The 15,291-nt window shown below is 67.7% G+C and carries 13 protein-coding genes; 6 read left to right on the top strand and 7 right to left on the bottom strand.

Translation table 11 applies throughout. The annotated features are described in order from the left end of the window. Nucleotides 1-20: 20 nt before the first annotated feature. From IG75_RS0132230 to IG75_RS0132220, 3 genes are read right to left on the bottom strand one after another with little or no spacing between them, the layout of a single operon-like run. A complete protein-coding gene (locus tag IG75_RS0132230) occupies nt 21-341 on the bottom strand; it encodes a hypothetical protein (RefSeq protein ID WP_030525167.1) in 321 nt (106 codons plus the stop codon). A gap of 56 nt (nt 342-397) precedes the next feature. Continuing rightward, a complete protein-coding gene (locus tag IG75_RS0132225) occupies nt 398-1,279 on the bottom strand; it encodes an alpha/beta fold hydrolase (protein WP_030525168.1) in 882 nt (293 codons plus the stop codon). Beyond that, a complete protein-coding gene (locus IG75_RS0132220) occupies nt 1,276-1,959 on the bottom strand; it encodes a TetR/AcrR family transcriptional regulator (protein WP_030525169.1) in 684 nt (227 codons plus the stop codon). The genes IG75_RS0132225 and IG75_RS0132220 overlap by 4 nt, the downstream gene beginning before the upstream one ends. A gap of 420 nt (nt 1,960-2,379) precedes the next feature. Between IG75_RS0132220 and IG75_RS0132215 the strand changes: the two genes are divergently transcribed. The 3 genes from IG75_RS0132215 (at nt 2,380) to lysX (ending at nt 8,228) form a co-directional block, all read left to right on the top strand. Then, the gene (locus tag IG75_RS0132215; protein WP_081877294.1) at nt 2,380-3,900 is read left to right on the top strand and encodes an FAD-dependent monooxygenase; all 1,521 of its coding nucleotides are present in this window, start codon (nt 2,380-2,382) and stop codon (nt 3,898-3,900) included. Further along, nucleotides 3,897-4,454, top strand: a complete 558-nt coding sequence (locus IG75_RS0132210; protein ID WP_030525171.1) for a TetR/AcrR family transcriptional regulator — start codon at nt 3,897-3,899, stop codon at nt 4,452-4,454. Before IG75_RS0132215 ends, IG75_RS0132210 begins: the two co-directional genes overlap by 4 nt. 456 nt (nt 4,455-4,910) lie before the next feature. Further along, nucleotides 4,911-8,228, top strand: a complete 3,318-nt coding sequence (gene lysX / locus IG75_RS0132205) for a bifunctional lysylphosphatidylglycerol synthetase/lysine--tRNA ligase LysX (RefSeq protein WP_081877295.1) — start codon at nt 4,911-4,913, stop codon at nt 8,226-8,228. Between the two features lie 32 nt (nt 8,229-8,260). Here the strand turns inward: lysX and IG75_RS0132200 are convergent, their stop codons facing one another. Continuing rightward, nucleotides 8,261-8,950: a rhomboid-like protein gene (locus IG75_RS0132200; RefSeq protein ID WP_051715370.1), complete on the bottom strand. Its 690-nt coding sequence runs from the start codon at nt 8,948-8,950 to the stop codon at nt 8,261-8,263. A gap of 235 nt (nt 8,951-9,185) precedes the next feature. Between IG75_RS0132200 and IG75_RS0132195 the strand changes: the two genes are divergently transcribed. Next, complete coding sequence (locus tag IG75_RS0132195) at nt 9,186-10,517, top strand: alpha/beta hydrolase (RefSeq protein WP_030525174.1); 1,332 nt, start codon at nt 9,186-9,188, stop codon at nt 10,515-10,517. A gap of 53 nt (nt 10,518-10,570) precedes the next feature. Here the strand turns inward: IG75_RS0132195 and IG75_RS37640 are convergent, their stop codons facing one another. Further along, nucleotides 10,571-11,122, bottom strand: a complete 552-nt coding sequence (locus tag IG75_RS37640; protein ID WP_051715366.1) for a TetR/AcrR family transcriptional regulator — start codon at nt 11,120-11,122, stop codon at nt 10,571-10,573. A gap of 84 nt (nt 11,123-11,206) precedes the next feature. Here IG75_RS37640 and IG75_RS0132185 point away from each other — a divergent pair, with 84 nt between their 5' ends. Then, on the top strand, nt 11,207-12,028 hold the full coding sequence (locus IG75_RS0132185) for an SDR family NAD(P)-dependent oxidoreductase (protein ID WP_051715364.1): 822 nt from the start codon (nt 11,207-11,209) through the stop codon (nt 12,026-12,028). Between the two features lie 75 nt (nt 12,029-12,103). Here the strand turns inward: IG75_RS0132185 and IG75_RS0132180 are convergent, their stop codons facing one another. Together IG75_RS0132180 and IG75_RS0132175 are read right to left on the bottom strand one after the other, a co-directional pair. After that, nucleotides 12,104-12,700 (bottom strand): TetR/AcrR family transcriptional regulator, encoded by a 597-nt coding sequence (locus tag IG75_RS0132180; RefSeq protein WP_245713400.1) that lies wholly within the window; start codon nt 12,698-12,700, stop codon nt 12,104-12,106. After that, the gene (locus tag IG75_RS0132175) at nt 12,697-14,238 is read right to left on the bottom strand and encodes an MFS transporter (RefSeq protein ID WP_030525178.1); all 1,542 of its coding nucleotides are present in this window, start codon (nt 14,236-14,238) and stop codon (nt 12,697-12,699) included. Before IG75_RS0132175 ends, IG75_RS0132180 begins: the two co-directional genes overlap by 4 nt. A gap of 207 nt (nt 14,239-14,445) precedes the next feature. On the opposite strand from IG75_RS0132175, the gene IG75_RS0132170 reads away from it, so the two are divergent. Continuing rightward, nucleotides 14,446-15,210, top strand: coding sequence for a MerR family transcriptional regulator (locus IG75_RS0132170; protein WP_081877297.1), 765 nt, complete (start codon nt 14,446-14,448; stop codon nt 15,208-15,210). Nucleotides 15,211-15,291: the final 81 nt, after the last annotated feature.

Here is a 15,291-nt window from a genome sequence, read left to right as displayed (position 1 = left end):
GACCGCGTCCGGGAGGACGATTATCGGGCGGAAGCCGACCAACCGAAGTGGGTCGCGGTATGCCCCGCCGGGACCGTGGCCACGGGTGCGCCGCTGCAGTCTGGGGAGTTGTACACGCGGAAATCGCGAGTGCTGCGGTTGTCGAACCGGATATCACGCGCGAAACCGCTCGCCCAGCACGCATCGAGATCGGACAATTCCAGGGTGTTGTCGACGATCACCACTTCCCGGCCGTCACCGAAACCGGCTGATCCGGTGGGAAACGCGGCCGCGGCGGGAGCCGTCGCGGTGACTGCGGCGACTGCGAGAATGGCTGCGAAAGAGTACTTTTCGTGTTTCATGTGCTGAATCGTAGCCGGGCTCCGGTGCCGGTCCGGAATCGCCACCGGGGGTCGTTTCAACGGTGCTCGATTCGACCGAGGAATTCTTCGGCCACACGGACGAATTCCGCCGGCCGGTCATGGGTGACGATATGACCGGCTCCGGGTATCGTGATCAGCTCTCCGCCGGGTGCCGCCGTTGCGGCGGCGGCGAGTTCGGTATGGCCGACCAGCGTGTCGTGTTCGCCGCGGATCCAGAGGCTGGGCACCGCGAGCCCGGGCAGTTCGGTGAGGTAGTTCAGCCGCATGCTCCAGGGGCCGTACGCGTCGACCATCCAGTCGTCGAGCGCCGGTTCGCCGTGCTCGGCCTTGGCGTGCGCTTCGGCACGAACCAGTTCGAGGATGGTGTCGAAGCCGGGGGTATCGACTCCGGCGGTGAGGCTGCCGACCATGGACTTCCGGAGTGTTTTCGGGCTGCGGGCGAGGTATTTGCTCGTGAGTTTCAGGAGTCCCGGTGTATTGATCATCGCCCAGGTGGTGAACTGGGCGCGCCGCTTCGCGCCGATACCGCCCGGTCCGATCGCGAGCAGAGCCGAGACCCGCTCGGGGTGGCGCAGGGCGTATCCGATACCGAGTCCGCCGCCGAGTGACAACCCGATGAGCGCTGTTCGGGGGAGCGCCAGCCGCTCGAGCAGGTCGTCGAGGAAGTCGTCGAAGAACCTGCGGTCCAGGCGGCCGTGCCATGGTCTGCTGGCGCCGTGCCGGGGCAGGTCGATCGCATGGACCTGGTATTTCGTCGCCAAGCGGTGCGCGACATCGCGCCAGACGCCTTCGGCGGTGTCGAGCATGCCGCCGTGCAGGAGCAGCACCGGAGCTCCGTGGTCGCCGGATCGGTAGTGGCGGACCGGGCCGCCGCGAACGACGAGGTCGGTATGAGAGGCGAAAGCGGTGATGGTCATAGGGGGTCCCCCGGCCGAGTGAGTTGATCCGACAGTTGATCGAGCAAGGTGAGCTGGGCGCGGCGGGCCGCCGCGGCGTCGACCGGCCCGTGGCCGGCCAGTCCGCGACCCGTCAGATCCGCGAACAGTGTGACGACATCGCCGAACTCCGCCGGGCTTCCCGCGCCGAGGACGCCCGGGGCGTTGATCAGACCGACGGTGAAGAAGCCGAGCATCCGGGTGATGGTCTCGCTCGGCACGGTGTCCACGACCACTCCGGCACGTTGCAGTCGTTCGATGTACTCGGCGAGCCAGCCGAAACGCATCGCGTAACGCTGGTCGGTCACCCCGCGTACGTGTTCGCCCAGGACCGCGTCATCGCCCAGATACAGGGCGCGCATGAGCGGTTCGGACAGCAGTGCCTCCACGCTGAACCGGTACACGGCGGGTAGATCGACCACGCCCTCGGCGTCGAGCACCTGTTGGTGAACTCGCGCGGTCATCCGGCGCATACTGCGGCCGAGGGCGGCGTCCAGGATTGCCGCTTTGTCGGCGAACTCGCGGTATACGGCGCCTTTGCCGATACCGGCGCGTTCGGCGATCTCCGCGACCGTGGTGTGCGGCCAGCCGGTTTCGAGGATCAGATCGGCGGCCGCGGTCAAGATCTTTCCGCGCCGGTCGGGGACGAGAGGGCGGGGCATACGGCTCCTGCCGTTGTAGTGACCATACTTCGGATATCGGTCACTACGATAGCAGGCATGTCGCGCATCGAGGTGCGGACTGCGCGGGGCCGGGATAGCCGACTGGGTGCTGATCGATCCCGAATCGGGCGGTGGGGGATGGTCGTCCGACGCGGTGGCGAGTATGGGCTGGGTTGGTACGGGTCGACCTTGTTGCCGAGATCGTCGGCCGTGGCAGCTTGACCAATGCGCGTGCCGGACCCGGATCACCCGTATATCGGCTGTCCGCGACCTCGACAAACTCCGCCGATGGGTCCCTGATTACGTAATTGTCTGAGGTGTTCTCCTGGTGAACTCCCGCCGAGACGATTGGACATGTACCATTTGGTACATGTCGACGTTGCGTAGTGCCTCCAGGGGCGATGTCCGGGGAAGTGTGTGATGAGCGTTCTCGTTGTGGGTGCCGGTCCAACAGGTATGGTGACGGCGCTGACCCTGGCCGCCAACGGTGTGCCGTGCCGCGTGCTGGAACGGCACACCCACCCGAGCGGCGGCTCCAGAGCTCTCGGACTGCAGGCCCGGTCGATGGAGCTGCTTGCCGGACTCGGTCTTGCCGAGGAGGTGGAGCGCGTGGCCTACCCCCTCAGTGGGGCCTCCATCATGCGTGGTGACGCCGAGCTGTCTCGTTTGACGTGGGTTCCCCCGCGGAGTCGGTATCCCTATACGTATGTTCTTCCGCAACCTGGGCTCGAGGACATATTGCGTACGCGGTTGCGCGCAGTCGGGGTGGACATCGAGTACGGTGCGGAAGTGCGGACGGTTGTCCGAAATGACGAGCATGTCGGCGTCCGGCTCGCCGATGGGCGCGGTCTCGATGCCCGGTGGCTGGTAGGTGCCGACGGAGCTCGCAGCAATATCCGCAAGTCTCTCGATATCTCGTTCGCTGGTGGCACGACCGGTGAAACCTACTATCTCGCCGATATCGTTCTGGAGTCGGCGACATCATTCCAGGACAGCGCCATGTGGCTCGGTCCGGCCGGCCCGCTCATGCTGATGCGTCTGCCCGGCGAAGGTCGACTGTGGCGGGTGTTCGTGGATATGAGCGATCCAGCGCGGCGCGAAGAGCTGGGCGAGCCGAGCCTCGTGGAGTTACAGCGTCTCCTCGACGAACGCGGCGCGAGCGGTATGCGGATCACGCAGGTCCAGTGGACGTCGATATTCCGTACCCGCGTGTGCCTGGCCGATGAATATCGGCGAGGTCGAGCGTTCCTGGCGGGCGACGCTGCCCATATCTTCCCTCCGTTCGGAGGGCAGGGAATGAATCTCGGAATTCAGGACGCGGTCAATCTGGCGTGGCGGCTGGCGTGGGTGGAATCGGGCGCGCCGGCCGATCTGCTCGACGACTACGAAGCCGAGCGTCGGCCGGTTGCCGCGTCGACCATCCGCGACGTCGAGTACCGCCGGCGAATGTATGCGCTCCGTAACCCGCTCGCTCGATCGATACGGGACGGCATGCTCCGGCTCGGGGTCCGTGTCCCCGGGGCTGCCCGTCAAGCGAGTCTGCAGAACTCTCAACTCGCGATCGGATACCGCAGCGGGCCACGGTGGCCGCTGTCGCACCGCCCGGAAGCCGGTGACCGCGCACCCGGCGCGATCCTCGCCGAGGGAACTGTGCACGACCGCCTGGGCGTCGATCACTTCACGCTGTTGCACTTCCGCCTCGGCCGCCGGGTCGACGGACCGGACAGATTCATTGTCGGGATGGTCTCGACCGAGCAGCTGGTCGTGGTGGCGATCGATGAGGAATCCGACCCGGCAGGTGAGGCCCGCGACCGGTACGCAATGCGCGGAGAAGGGTTCGTACTGATCCGTCCCGACGGGCACGTGGCCTATCGTGGTCGAGAAGCCGCTGAAGTCCGCCGCGCCCTCGCGTTGCCCGGGGGAGAGGACCGAGCCGCATGAGTAACGCGCGCGAAGCCCTCCTCGAACGCGCGGCCGACTGGTTCACCGAGCAGGGCGTGGGTGATACAAGTTTGCGCACCATCGCCGAGGGCCTCGGCACCAGCCATCGAATGTTGCACTATCATTTCGGTTCTCGCGAGGGGCTTCTCACGGCTGTCGTCACAGCGACGTGGGGCCGGCAACACCGGGCTCTGGCGGAATTACTCGAGTCACCCATAGACCCCTACATTGCGGCCTATGCTCTCTGGGATCGAATGGCCGATCAGGCGGCGCGGTTGGGTCCGCTGTTCTTCGAGGTAGCGGCCGCCGCGATGCAAGGCAAGCCATGGGCTGCGCCCCTGGGGCAATGGATCACGGAATGGACCACCGTTCTGGAAGCCCTTTTTGCCCGGGCAGGCCACAGCCCGGACCAAGCGATGTTGTCGGCCAGGATGACACTCGCGATGGCACGGGGGCTGCTCTTCGAGCTCGCGCTGGCCAAGGGAGAGGGCCGTGCCGCGGCGGATACGGCCATCCATACTTTCCTCGAGTCGACCCGCGCACCCGGTCACTGAGGTCGCCGGCAGCTCTCCGTGTGGTCGGGCATTTCAACTGATTGCTGAGCGATTCGATGTCCAAGGCCCGGCTGCGCGAAGTAGTGACCTGAGCGCAGCGGACGCTCCGATGTCACGGTCGACGAGATCACCGGTCCGATATGCCGCGCGAGCCGCCGAGAGAGTTCGATGTGACCGCACCGTCCAGTGGCCTGGAAGTGGCCGGGAACGGTGACTCCCGCAGGTAACCGGATATCGGTAGCCTTCTGTGTGCCGGTGGCGGTATTCGAGATCGGGACCGCACTGTGCTGACCCTTGGGATGTGTACTGGGCCGAGCCGATGTCGGCGCGGTGTTCCTCGCCCCGGCGGATCTCCGCACTGTTGTTGCTCGCGGCGCATCCGATCGGGCGGCGGGGGATTTCGATGAATACAGCGACGAGAGCGATATCCGAGGTCGATCGCGAGAGGGGTCGCCGATGGCTACGAAAGCGGAACCGGCGCCTTCGCGTATCGGGCGACGGTGGGCGGACCGCCGTGCCCGGGTCCCGCACTTCGCCGCGCTCACGGTCGGGGTGTTCGCCACCACCGTTGCCCTGTGGAGCGTATCCCCGACGTTGCGCAAGGTGGTGCACGTGCCCCGCGCGTACCTCGACCACTACTACTTCGGCGCACCGGATACGAGCGTCACCTGGGCGCTGGTACTCGGCCTGCTGGCCGGCGCGCTGGCACGCCGCAAACGAGTCGCCTGGTGGCTGCTGACGGTCTATCTGTCCGCGTTCACCCTGCTCAACCTATTCGAGGTGATCACCGACCACAGCGTGCACGCCGGGGTGGCTCTCGGTGTGCACCTCGTGACACTCGCGATACTGATCGCCGCGCACCGGGAATTCGGCACCCGGGTCCGGCGCGGCGCGGGCCGGCGCGCACTGCTGGTGCTCGTCGGCTTGCTGTCGGTCGGGACGATGCTCGGCTGGGGACTGGTCGAACTCTTTCCCGGGACATTGGCTCCCGGGCAACGGCTCCTCTGGTCCTTCGCCCGGGTGACCGCGCTCGCCGCGGCGATCAGCCGTGAATCCGAAGTGTTCGACGGCCGTCCCGGAGCGGGACTCAACACACTGCTCGGGCTCTTCGGTGTGGTCGCCGTGCTGGCCGCGGTCTTCGTGCTGTTCCGGTCCCAGCGTGCCGACAACGCGATGGCCGGTACCGATGAATCCGCCCTCCGCGGTCTGCTCGCCACCTCCGCCGATCCCGACTCGCTGGACTATTTCGCCACCCGCCGCGACAAGTCGGTGGTTTTCGCGCCGGACGCGACCGCGGCGATCACCTACCGGGTCGAGGCCGGGGTATGCCTGGCGGGGGGCGACCCGCTCGGCTCCGCCGCGCACTGGCCACAGGCGATCGCCGAATGGCGCGGCTTGTGCGCGCGATACGGCTGGGAACCCGCGGTGATGGGAGCGAGCGAGGCGGGCGCCCGCGCGCACGCGGCGGCCGGGGCGGCGGTACTACATCTGGGAGACGAGGCCGTCGTCTCGACCCGTGCGTTGCGCGCACTCGGCGGCCAGCAGATGCGTGCCGTACGCCAGGCCGCCAACCGGGCCCGCGGCCACGGCCTCCGGGTCCGGGTGCGCCGGCATCGCGATATCCCACCCGACGAGATGCGCGAGATCATTCGACTGGCGGACCTGTGGCGGGATACCGGGACCGAGCGTGGTTTCTCGATGGCGCTGGGCCGGCTCGGTGACCGCCTCGACGGCGATTGCCTGCTCGTCGAGGCGCTGACCGCGGAGGGTGAGTGCGTCGGGTTGCTGTCACTGGTGCCGTGGGGTTCTTCCGGCGCGTCACTGGATTTGATGCGGCGCGGCCCGCACGCACCGAACGGTTGCGTGGAACTGATGGTGACCGAACTCGCGGCCGCCGCCGATGGGTTCGGCCTGCGGCGGCTGTCGTTGAATTTCGCGGTGATGCGCTCGGTCTTCGAGGAAGGCGCGCGCATCGGTGCCGGGCCGGTCCTGCGGCTGTGGCGATCGCTGTTGGTGTTCTCGTCCCGGTGGTGGCAACTGGAGTCCCTGTATCGGTCCAATGCGAAATATCAGCCGCAGTGGGTACCCCGGTTCGTCTGCTACCAGGACAAGCGCGCTCTGCCGCGGGTCGGTTGGGCCGCCGCGCTGGCCGAGGGTTTCGTCACGATGCCGTGGCGCGACGATCGCGGTGAGGCCGCGCGCGAGTACACCGGCACGCGGATCGCGGTACCCGCCGCGGTGCTGGATTCCGGTGTACTGCACGCCGACGGCAGCCCGCCTCGCGTCGCCGCACCTGCCCCGCTGTCGCGCCCACGCCGCAGGCCCGAACAGGTCCGGGTCCGGATGGACGAACTCGCCGCGCTCGGCTCGGCCGGTATCGACCCTTATCCGGTCGCTGTGGCGCCGACCCATACGATCGGTGACGCCGCAGCAGCGGCGCGGGGCACCACGGTGGACATCGCGGGCCGGATTCTGCGGCTGCGCGATTTCGGCGGCGTGGTGTTCGCGGTGCTGCGGGACTGGTCCGGCGATATCCAGGTGCTGGTCGACGCTGCTCGGGTGGGTCGTTGCCGGGTGCGCGAGTTCGCCGAATTCGATCTCGGCGATCTGGTCGGTGTCCGCGGTACGGTCGGGACCAGCCGGAACGGAACAGGCTCCGTCCTCGCCACCGAGTGGCGACTGGACGGGAAATGCCTGCATCCGCTACCCGACAAATGGCGCGGACTGGTAGATCCCGAAGCCCGGGTACGACAGCGCTATGTCGACCTGGCGGTCAACGCGAGCGCCCGCGGCTTGTTGCGGCGGCGCAGCGCCATCGTCCGGTCGATGCGCGATACGCTCGGCGCCCGCAAATATCTCGAGGTGGAGACCCCGATCCTCCAGCAGGTGCACGGGGGTGCGAACGCGGCACCGTTCCGCACCCATATCAACGCCTACGACCTCGATCTGTATCTGCGGATCGCCCCGGAGCTGTATCTCAAGCGCCTGTGCGTCGCCGGTATACCCCGGGTTTTCGAACTCGGCCGGGCGTTCCGCAACGAAGGCGCCGACTTCGCGCACAACCCCGAGTTCACGATCCTGGAGGCCTACGAGGCCTACAGCGACTACGAGAAGATGATGGAGTTGTGCCGCAGTCTCATCCAGGCGGCCGCGCTCGCCGCGCACGGCAGGCCGATCGTGCAACGCCCCGGCCCGGACGGCACGCTGGTCGACGTCGACATCTCCGGGCCGTGGCCGGTGAAGACGATTCACGACGCGGTCGGTGAGGCGATCGGTTACCACCTCACTCCGCAGACTCCGGTGTCGGTGCTGCGGCAGTTGTGTGATGAGCGGGGGATCCCGCACCAGCCGGATCGGGACGCCGGCGCCCTGGCGCAGAAGATGTACGAACACCTGGTCGAGGGCCACACCGGGTTCCCTACGTTCTATACGAATTTTCCGACCTCGATGTCACCGCTGACCCGGCCGCATCCGACCATCGCCGGCGTCGCGGCGAAATGGGACCTGGTGGCGTGGGGCGTCGAACTCGGCACGGCCTACAGCGAGTTGACCGATCCGATCGACCAGCGTCGCCGGCTCACCGCACAGTCCTTGCTGGCCGCTGCCGGTGATGAGGAGGCGATGGAGGTGGACGAGGACTTTCTCCAGGCGCTCGAGCATGCCATGCCACCGACGGGCGGTCTCGGTCTCGGCGTCGACCGCGTCGTCATGCTCATCACCGGCGGCAGCATCCGGGAATCGCTGGCGTTCCCGCTGGCGAAACCGCACGGATAGCCGAGTCCACCCGGCCCGCGGCTCGGGCCCGGTCACTGAGCACGGACCCGGTGCCGTTGCCGCTCGGTGGCCGGGTTCCACTGCGGCGCTGTTCGCCCACGGGTCAGCGGGTAGGCAGCCAGTCCGATCAACAGCGCAGAGAAATGCCCGATCGCCGTGAAGTTGGGGTCGGTCACCAGTGGAACGGCGAACCACAGGAGGCTCGCGCCGAGGTACGGCCACCGCCACGGGCGTGCCACGTGATAGGTGAGAACCCCGACGATACCGGCGAGGAAGTAGCTGACGCCGATATCGCGGACGTCGATCATGCCGGGATCGGCGTAACCGCGGTGAATGGCCAGGGCGAGTATGCCCTGGCTGATATAGGTGGCCCCGACGTGCGCGGTGAGACCGACGATTGCCCAGCGTAACGAGCCGAGCCATCGTTCGGCCGGGGCATGGAAGATACAGAACAGCAGCAGGTACGGAAACCAGAAGTAGCCCGCAACCCACAGCAGACTGGCCACGAGGACGTGCACGGGGTCGGACTCGAGATGACGGAGGTTCGTCGACCGTTCACCCAGGACGCGCTGTAGATCGTCGAGCGGCAGCAGATGCTGGACGATCGTGGTGATCAACAGCAGCGTCAGCCAGGTGAATGTCCACGGAGCGCTGCGCACGTAGTGCCACAGGAAGGCTGTGCCACGGTGCACGGCGTGGCCGGTATCAGCGGTGTCACCCATCGGCGGCCCTTCCGGTGGAGTCCTTCGCCACGAGGGCTGTGACAGCCCATCCGAGCGCTACCGACGCCGAGAAATCCGCGTTTCCCACCTCGGCCGGGTGGCAGTACGAGCCATCGGTCCTACAGCCTTCGGATACGACATTACCCGCGGCTCAGGCCCTTCTCGTGGACAACCGCGAAGGTGGCCGGCAGGCATGCGGCCGGGCGGGGCGGCGGCGCGTCGCATACTGGACGTTATGTCGTGGACCGGGCTCGGCGAAGGGGTGCTCGATCTCCCGGTGACGACGACGGGAGCGGTCTTCGTGTTCGTCGTCGTCACGGCGGTGGGCCTGGCGACGCTGGTCACCCGGGTGCAGCGCCGCTGGCTGCTCGCCGGGCTCACCACGGTGGCGGCCGCGAGCGCGGTGGTGGTGGCGCTCGCCGCGGTGTTCGTCGAGAAGGTGTGGCGGCCTTTTCCCGACCGCCTGCCCGCGGTCGTCTATGTGTGGTCGGTGGTGGCGGTTCTCGCTGTCGCGCTGCTCGCCGGCCGCTGTGTCGTCCGGCGACGGGACCGGTCGCGGCCGCTCGCCGCCGCCGGGCTCTTCGGTGTCACGGTGGCGGTGGTGCTCTGTGCCGTCGGCGGGATCAACGCGGTCTACGTCGCGTATCCGACGGTGCGTACCGTCCTCGGTATCAGCGACTTCCGCACCGTTCCGTTCGATGCCGCCCTGGCACCCGGACCGGGATCGGCAGCGGGTCCGCCGCTCGCGAGTTGGACGCCTCCCGCCGATCTGCCGAAATCCGGTGCGGTGACCAAGACCGCCATTCCCGGGGACGTCTCCCGGTTCTCCGCCCGTGAGGCGCGGATCTATCTCCCGCCCGCCTACTTCGCCACACCACGACCCGGCCTGCCGGTGCTTGTGCTCCTGGCGGGCCAGCCCGGCGGTACGGACGACTGGCTCGTCGGAGGCAGGCTGACCGCGACCATGGACGCCTACGCGGCCGGGCACCGGGGACTCGCGCCGATCGTCGTCCTCGCCGACGGCACCGGTGGCCGGTTGCGCAACCCGCTCTGCGTCGATTCGCACCTCGGAAATGCGGCGACGTACCTGAGCGTCGACGTGCCGGCGTGGGTGCGCACCCACCTGCAGGTCGACCCGGATCCGCGGGCGTGGGCCGTCGGTGGTCTGTCCTCCGGTGGTACGTGTGCCATGCAGCTGGCGACCACCCGACCCGACGTCTATCCCACATTCCTGGACATGTCCGGGCAGGCCGAACCGGCCCTCGGCGACCGGGACACCACGATCCGGGAGGTCTTCGGCGGCGACGCGGCGGCATTCGCCCGTAACGATCCCGCCGAGCTGCTGGCACACAACAGCTATCCCGGCTCGGCCGGTGGGTTCGTGGTGGGTCTGGAGGACACCGAATATCGCGCTGCGGTGGAGCGGCTCGCGGCCGCGGCGCGGGCCGCGGGTATGGACGTTCACCTCACCGAAGTGCCGGGTAGGCACAGCTTCACCGTATGGTCCACGGGCCTCGAGAAGGAGATGCCGTGGCTCGGCCACCGGCTCGGCCTGGACGAGTCGTGACGGCCGGTACGGCCGCGGGCGACGCTTGCCGGCGGACATGGCGACGGGGAGTGTCAGGCGGCCAACCCGCGCAACGCGAGTTCGACCTGGTGCTCGATCGTGCCCGGCTCGGGGACGAGCTGCGCGATACGGATGAGGCCGAGTAACTGGTAGGCGATATCGTCGGCCGTCACATCGGTGGCCAGTGTCCGGTCGATGGCGGATCGCTCCACGGCTTCACGGCCGACGGATCTCAGATGGTCGAGGCAGCGTTCGAGATCGGTGTCGGACGGGGACCCGCCGGCCAATAGGTCGATCATGGCTTTGTTGGCGCAGAGCCGAGTCAGTGCGCCGGTGAAGAACTCGCGTAATCCGTCGATCGCCGTGGCCCCGTCGCGGAGGTGGGCTACGGCGAGGTCGGCCAGATCGGTTCCGGTGATGGCCCGCACGAGATCTTCCCTGGTGGGGAAATGCCGGTACAGCGTGCCGATGCCGACTCCCGCCGCGGCCGCGACGGCACGCATATCGACGGACAGGCCGTGCCGGCGGAATGCGTCCTCGGCCGCGGTCAGGATCCTGTCCCGGTTCGCCGCAGCGTCACGCCGCTGTTTCCGGCCTTCTGTCATAGCCCCATCCTAACAATGCGGAACACATGTTCCGATGGATGTAGCCTGTTCCGGAACACATGTTCCGGAAAGAGTGGGAGTGGCATGCGGACGATCGTGATCACGGGTGGTACCGACGGGATGGGCGCGGCACTGGCCCGCCACTATCTCGCCGCAGGAGATCGAGTAGTGGTTATCGGGCGCAGCAGCACCAAGTTCGACGCGCTGGTGGAGAGGACGGCGCACCGGCACCCGTCGGCAGCGGACAGGGCCGAGTTCATCGCGGCCGATCTATCCCTCGTCGCGGACAGCCGCCGCGTGGTCGAGTATCTGCACGAGCACCATGAACGGATCGACGCCCTGGTGCTCGCCGCGTCTTTCATTCGGCAGCGCCGGCACGTGACACCCGAAGGGTACGAGGCGTCCTGGTCGCTGTTCTTTCTCACCAAGTACCTGTTCGTGACGCGACTCGCGGACCTGCTGCGCGCGAGCGACAGCTCGGTCATCGTGAACTTCGCCGTCCCCGGCGCCCGCCCGGACGCCATCGGTTTCGACGACCTGGAAATGGTCGACGGTTTCACCTTCAAACGATCGAACGCCCAGCAGCGCCGAGCCAACGAACTGCTGGGAATCCTTGCCGTCGAGCAGAACCCCTATCTCGGCTACGTCACCTGGGGGCCGGACCGGCTGGTCCGCACCAGCTTCGCCGGCGAGGTGGGGATGGGTATGAAGGTCGCCGTCGCCGTCCTGGCACCCCTGCTGGGTCGAAGCCCGGAAGACGCGATCCGGCCGATCGCCGACATCATCGATACTCCGAGCCCGGGCCGCGCCGCCTACCGCGGCGCCAAGGCGCGCCCGCTCACCGTCGGCGCCCACGACGAGAAGGACGCGGCCCGCCTCGCATCGGCCGTCGAAAAGACCCTTTGACCCGCATCATTGCGGCCGGGCGGCCCGCGCCCCAGGTACGTCTTCGGGCTCCGCTGGTCGGCCTGCCCGATGCGGCTACCGACTGTCTCGGATAAGTGCCTTGCGGAGGACCGCCCGGATGTGATGCGAGTCGGCTTCGCGGTCGTCGAGCAGGATTGCGGTGCACAGGCCGTCGGACAAGGCCACGAAGGCTTCGATCGTCTCGGTGTCGTCGGTTTGTGTTCGGGCGAGTTCGGCGACATTGTCGCGCCAGCGTCGCGCGATCGGCCGTAGGGCGGGCCGGCGGGCGGCGAGGGTCGACAGTTCGCGTTCGGCGAGTGCTCGCTCGCGTCCGGGTCCGCCGGATTCGGCGATGAGCTCCGCCAGCCCGGTGAGTGGGTCGTCGGCGGTGTCGATGAGGTGACGGATGCGGCGGGTGTATTCGTCCGTGACGCTGGTCAGGGCGGCTATCAGCAGATCGTCCAGGGTGGCGAAGTAGTAGAGCGTGAGGCTGGTGGTGATACCGGCTTCCTTGGCGACGGTGCGGTGGGTGACGCCGGTGGCGCCGTCGCGGCGGACGATCTCGAGCGTTGCCTCGATGATCTGGGCGCGCCGAAGCCGGCCCCGCAGTTTGCGTCCGTCGACCGTCTCGTGCCCACCGTCGTGTGCGGCCGTCATCGCTTCATCTGTCATCGATTGCTCCCGGGTGTCGAGGCTATCGGCTCTGCTGCACGGTCGGGCTCGTCGGGGGTCCGGATGTGCCGGAGCATCACGAAGCAGGCCGAGGAAGCGGCGGCGATGGCGACGCCCGCGGCAAGGGCGGCTGTGTTGAGGCCGCCGGTGAATACGTTGCGCGCATGGTCGACAGCGTCGGCCGGGATCCGGTCCGCGACCGACGAGGCGCCGGCGAGGCTGTCGCCGTAGGTCTCGGCCACGGAGGCCGACAGTCCGGCGGGTGTTTCGATATCGCGGCGGTAGAGGGCGGTGGTGAGGCTGCCCAGGAGCGCGACGCCTGCGGCGATCCCGAACTCTTGAACGGTTTCGGACAGTGCCGCCGCCGAACCGGACCTATCCGGTGGCGCAGCACCCATGACGATGTCGGTACCCAGTGCGGCGATGACACCGAGACCCAGGTAGACGAGGGCGAATCCGGCGACGACGGCCGGCCTGCTGTCCGTCCCGGCCGAGGCCAGCAGCCCGTATCCGGCCAGTGACAGCGCCAGGGTGCCCGCCATGATGACGCCGGGCGGGATGCGGCCGGCCAACAGCGGGGCGCCGATCGCGCCGATGAGCATGGCCAGTGCGGGCGGGCCCATCCACAACCCGGTGGCGGTCGGTGAAAGGCCGGTGACGAGCTGCAGGTATTGGGTCACCAGGTACATCACGCCACCGAACCCGGCCAAGCCGATCAGCAACACCGAGAGCGCCGCGGAGAAGGCCGGATTCGCGAATAGCTTCATATCGAGCAGCGGCTCCACGAGACGCAGCTGACGACGGACGAACGCGACTGTAGCGCCACCACCGAGCACGACGGCGGCCACGGCCTGGAAATCGAGGCCGTGGGCGGCAGCATGTTTGATCGCATAGATGATCGGCAGCATCGCCGCCAAGGACAAACCGACGCTGAGCGCGTCCAGCCCGCCGGTGCGTGTCCGGTACTCCGGCAGCAGTAACGGTGCGCCGGCCAGAACCAGCAATGCGACCGGTACCGCGATGAGGAAGACCGCGCCCCACCAGAAGGTGGTGACCAAGACCCCGCCGACGACCGGTCCTGCGGCCATCCCCGCAGCGAACATTGTGGCCCACACCCCGATGGCCAGCGCTCGTTGCCGGGCGTCGGTGAACATGGTGCTGATCAGGGACAGGGTCGAGGGCATCAGCGTGGCTCCGGCCACGCCCAGAAGAGCGCGTGCCACGATCAGCCACAGGGTGCCGGGAGCGAACGCCGCAAAGGCGGAGGCCGCGGCGAACGCCGCCGCCCCGATCATCAGCAACCGGCGCCGCCCGATTCGATCGCCCAAAGTCCCCATCGTGACGAGGAAGCCGGCGATGAAGAAACCGTAGGCGTCCATGATCCAGAGCAATTCGGTCGCGCTCGGGTCCAGGTCCACGGCCAGACTCGGCACGACCAGGTAGAGCGCGGTCACATCCAGCCCCAACAGCATGGTCGGCAAGGCCAGCAATGCAAGGCCACTCCATTCGCGCCATCCGGCCGGTTGTCCCGCGCGCATCTCGTCTCCTCAAGATAGTTGAACTCTCGTACTACTTGTACCATCGTTCAATTATTGAGGGAAGGGCGTGTGGAGTTGTCACCCGAGAAGGCTCACTCCGACGCGGCGTGGCTGCCGGATCCGGTGCGGGTGATTCGGCTTGAACCTGACGTAAGGTCAGGTCCTACCGTCGGCGACACCGGCGCACGGTGCGCCGGTGGAAGTGGGATGAAACGGATGGACCGGCACGGAACCGAGCGCGTATGGAAGGTCGGTGAACTCGCGGCCGAGGCCGGACTGACGGTGCGGACGCTGCATCACTACGACCGCATCGGGTTGGTGCGGCCTGCGGGGCGGACCGGCACCGGCCACCGGCTCTACACCGCCGGCGACGTCGAGCGTCTCTACCAGGTGCTGGCCTTGCGTCAACTGGGCTTGGGGTTGGATCGGATCATGGACCTGCTCGCGGGCACTGTGGCGATGACGCAGGTGCTGTCTGCTCATCGCGACTTCCTGGCCGCGCAACTGGCCGCGACCCAGGAACTCCACGCCTTGGTCGCGGCACTGGCCGCCACGGCGGAGAACAGGCCGGACGCATCCGCCGATCGCTTCCTGGAATTGATCAGGAGGACCGTCATGGTCGACGACACCTTCAAGGAATATTTCACCGAGGGACAGTTGACGCAGCTCGCGCAGCGTCGGGAGGATCTCGGTGAAGAGCACATCCGGCAAGCCGAAGCGGGATGGGCCGAGCTCATTCCGCAGGTCGACGCGGCAATCGCCGCCGGTATGGACCCGGCTTCACCCGAGGCGCAGCAGATGGCGGCGCAGTGGATGGAGCTCTTGGAAGGGTTCCACGGGGGTGACCCGGGCCTGCGCGACAGCCTGTACCGGATGCAGGCCGGGGAGGCCGACCGCATCGAGAGCGAGTTCTGCGGACCGTCACCGGCTCAGATCGAATTCATCACCGCCGCGAACACCGCACGCGGATAACGGGTTCGGGAAGGGCCGGCGTGGTCGAGTCGAGGGATGGTACCGCATCCGGTGCCGCCCTCGACTCATCTCGACGCAGAA

The sequence above is a fragment of the Nocardia rhamnosiphila NBRC 108938 genome (assembly GCF_000720425.1).
In the GTDB taxonomy this organism is placed as follows: domain Bacteria; phylum Actinomycetota; class Actinomycetes; order Mycobacteriales; family Mycobacteriaceae; genus Nocardia; species Nocardia rhamnosiphila.
Note: the sequence above shows the minus strand (reverse complement) of the source record. Positions and strands in the feature narration are given on the sequence as shown.

Excerpts from the sequence above, each read along its gene's own strand:
- IG75_RS0132225 (WP_030525168.1), bottom strand. The coding sequence starts at position 1,279 with ATGACCATCACCGCTTTCGCCTCTCATACCGACCTCGTCGTTCGCGGC.
- IG75_RS0132170 (WP_081877297.1), top strand. The coding sequence starts at position 14,446 with ATGAAACGGATGGACCGGCACGGAACCGAGCGCGTATGGAAGGTCGGT.
- IG75_RS0132200 (WP_051715370.1), bottom strand. The coding sequence starts at position 8,950 with ATGGGTGACACCGCTGATACCGGCCACGCCGTGCACCGTGGCACAGCC.
- IG75_RS0132230 (WP_030525167.1), bottom strand. The coding sequence starts at position 341 with ATGAAACACGAAAAGTACTCTTTCGCAGCCATTCTCGCAGTCGCCGCA.
- IG75_RS0132210 (WP_030525171.1), top strand. The coding sequence starts at position 3,897 with ATGAGTAACGCGCGCGAAGCCCTCCTCGAACGCGCGGCCGACTGGTTC.
- lysX (WP_081877295.1), top strand. The coding sequence starts at position 4,911 with ATGGCTACGAAAGCGGAACCGGCGCCTTCGCGTATCGGGCGACGGTGG.
- IG75_RS0132175 (WP_030525178.1), bottom strand. The coding sequence starts at position 14,238 with ATGCGCGCGGGACAACCGGCCGGATGGCGCGAATGGAGTGGCCTTGCA.
- IG75_RS0132180 (WP_245713400.1), bottom strand. The coding sequence starts at position 12,700 with ATGACAGATGAAGCGATGACGGCCGCACACGACGGTGGGCACGAGACG.
- IG75_RS0132215 (WP_081877294.1), top strand. The coding sequence starts at position 2,380 with ATGAGCGTTCTCGTTGTGGGTGCCGGTCCAACAGGTATGGTGACGGCG.
- IG75_RS37640 (WP_051715366.1), bottom strand. The coding sequence starts at position 11,122 with ATGACAGAAGGCCGGAAACAGCGGCGTGACGCTGCGGCGAACCGGGAC.
- IG75_RS0132185 (WP_051715364.1), top strand. The coding sequence starts at position 11,207 with ATGCGGACGATCGTGATCACGGGTGGTACCGACGGGATGGGCGCGGCA.
- IG75_RS0132195 (WP_030525174.1), top strand. The coding sequence starts at position 9,186 with ATGTCGTGGACCGGGCTCGGCGAAGGGGTGCTCGATCTCCCGGTGACG.
- IG75_RS0132220 (WP_030525169.1), bottom strand. The coding sequence starts at position 1,959 with ATGCCCCGCCCTCTCGTCCCCGACCGGCGCGGAAAGATCTTGACCGCG.